Annotated in this window: 3 protein-coding genes; all 3 read left to right on the forward strand. The window is 50.0% G+C overall.

The window, feature by feature from the left end; genetic code table 11:
• A partial coding sequence (locus tag H620_RS25960) for an RHS repeat-associated core domain-containing protein (RefSeq protein ID WP_155950810.1) occupies nucleotides 1-285 on the forward strand: 285 nt, incomplete at its 5' end.
• A gap of 466 nt (nucleotides 286-751) precedes the next feature.
• Nucleotides 752-1,348 (forward strand): hypothetical protein, encoded by a 597-nt coding sequence (locus H620_RS25965; protein WP_244880970.1) that lies wholly within the window; start codon nucleotides 752-754, stop codon nucleotides 1,346-1,348.
• Between the two features lie 23 nt (nucleotides 1,349-1,371).
• Nucleotides 1,372-1,545: a hypothetical protein gene (locus H620_RS25970; protein ID WP_162144463.1), complete on the forward strand. Its 174-nt coding sequence runs from the start codon at nucleotides 1,372-1,374 to the stop codon at nucleotides 1,543-1,545.
• The last annotated feature ends 206 nt before the right edge of the window (nucleotides 1,546-1,751 follow it).

A 1,751-nucleotide genomic window follows, 5' to 3' on the forward strand; every position in this document is an offset into this window, starting at 1 on the left:
CTCGGCACGCCGATGGAGCTGACCGATCAGCACGGCAACGTTGCCTGGGCGGGGCAGTACAAGGCGTGGGGTGAGGTGCGGGAGGCGCGTTCGGAGTGGGCCAAGCAGCATAGTCTGGGTAACCCGATCCGCTTCCAGGGGCAGTACCACGATCATGAAACAGGGCTGCATTACAACCGGTATCGCTACTATGATCCGAGTTCTGCGCGATTCATTGCTCAAGATCCTATCGGACTACTTGGTGACCATAATCTATATCGTTACACCGTAAACCCCACCGGCTAGGTCGACCCATATGGCCTAGCTCCAGAAGCTTTAGTAAGGTACAAGCCTAGAGATACAGTGGCCCCAGCCCAGGTGGCAGAAGTACTGCGATTAACCGAGCGTGGGGGAAGAACGTATTCTCGTGGCGATTGGCGGTGGGTCTAGAGATTGGAGCGCACAAGAAAGAGAGACTATTATGGGCGTTCGGAATAATGCTCAGTTGTCGTCGATAATGTCCGAGGCTGGATACACTGGGCATCACATTAATAGCGTAGAAGGTAATGGAAAATTAGGCGAGGATTGGAAAGGTGACCCGAGAAATATCGTATTTCTTCAGAATGGTAATCATCCGTCCGGTTTGGATGAACATTTGAATTCGCCCCAGGGGCATCGGGGGAACTACTCAAATCCTGGCAGTGGACGCTTGATTGATCGAATTAAAAGTGCCGAAAAATGCTCCTGTAGAGTTTGGTTGGGAGGTTGAGGGATGAGTGATTTAAAAAAAGCAATGAAAGCTTTAAAAGAGGTTCACGCAAAATGCAGGGCGCCTGGTGAATTTATCAGCAAGAGAAGAAGTGGTGTCGAGTGGCCTGCAGAACTGCCGTCATCAGCAGAAGTTGCTTTGTTTTATAGTGAGGGCGAGCCTTTAGAGGTGAAATTCGAAACGGGTCTTACACCCTTAATTCTCTTTTCAGTCGAAAAACTACTTGGTGCGCAAGTAGGGTATCGCTGGGTTGGTCATGCAGGGCGAGTGACTAGAAATACAGCATGGCCAAGCAGTAACTTAGTAATCATGGATGACAGCGGAGGTGGAAAACCAATCATAGCTGCCTGTGGCGAAGTTAATACACCTGTTTTTGCCAGCTATGACGCTGTTGCTCCGTTTAAAATTGCTTCGTCGCTTGCCGACTTCCTGATGGCACTTGCAAATATGATTGATGTCATCTATCACGAATTCAATATATTTGATGTATTTGACGACGATGGGATGGTGGAACAATTCATGAGGCGCATGCAGGAGGACGTTGAACCGGTTCTGGGTATGGAGAATTTTGAACGTTTTATTGACTACTTTTATGGATAGTGAACGAGTCCCTTGAAAGTGGGGTGATTACTATTGGAAATATTGGCGATGAACATGATCTAGAAATTCCAGCGGGTATTTACAAATTGATCTATGAACTCGGGCAAAAAAAGGCAACCATGGTGTCGCCTCAAAATGACGCTCAGACGCTGAAGGGGATTGTTGAAAAGGCAAGATTGCAACTAAGAATTACTTGACCTCGAGTTCACCCAGCCGCGCTCTTTACTCGTAGCCACGCCGACATCGCCCTGACCACCTTGGGCATGCGCTCTCTCGTGCAGGGCCTGGATTGGCGGTTGGTGGCGGGTGCCGGTGACATCCGCGTCACCCGGCAGAAGCTGCGGCGCAACCCCCGGGCCAACTTGGGCGCGGTGTTCCTGGAAATCCTCGAAGGCCACCTGCA

Origin of the sequence: Pseudomonas taiwanensis DSM 21245, assembly GCF_000425785.1 — a bacterium.
Taxonomy (GTDB): Bacteria; Pseudomonadota; Gammaproteobacteria; order Pseudomonadales; family Pseudomonadaceae; genus Aquipseudomonas; species Aquipseudomonas taiwanensis.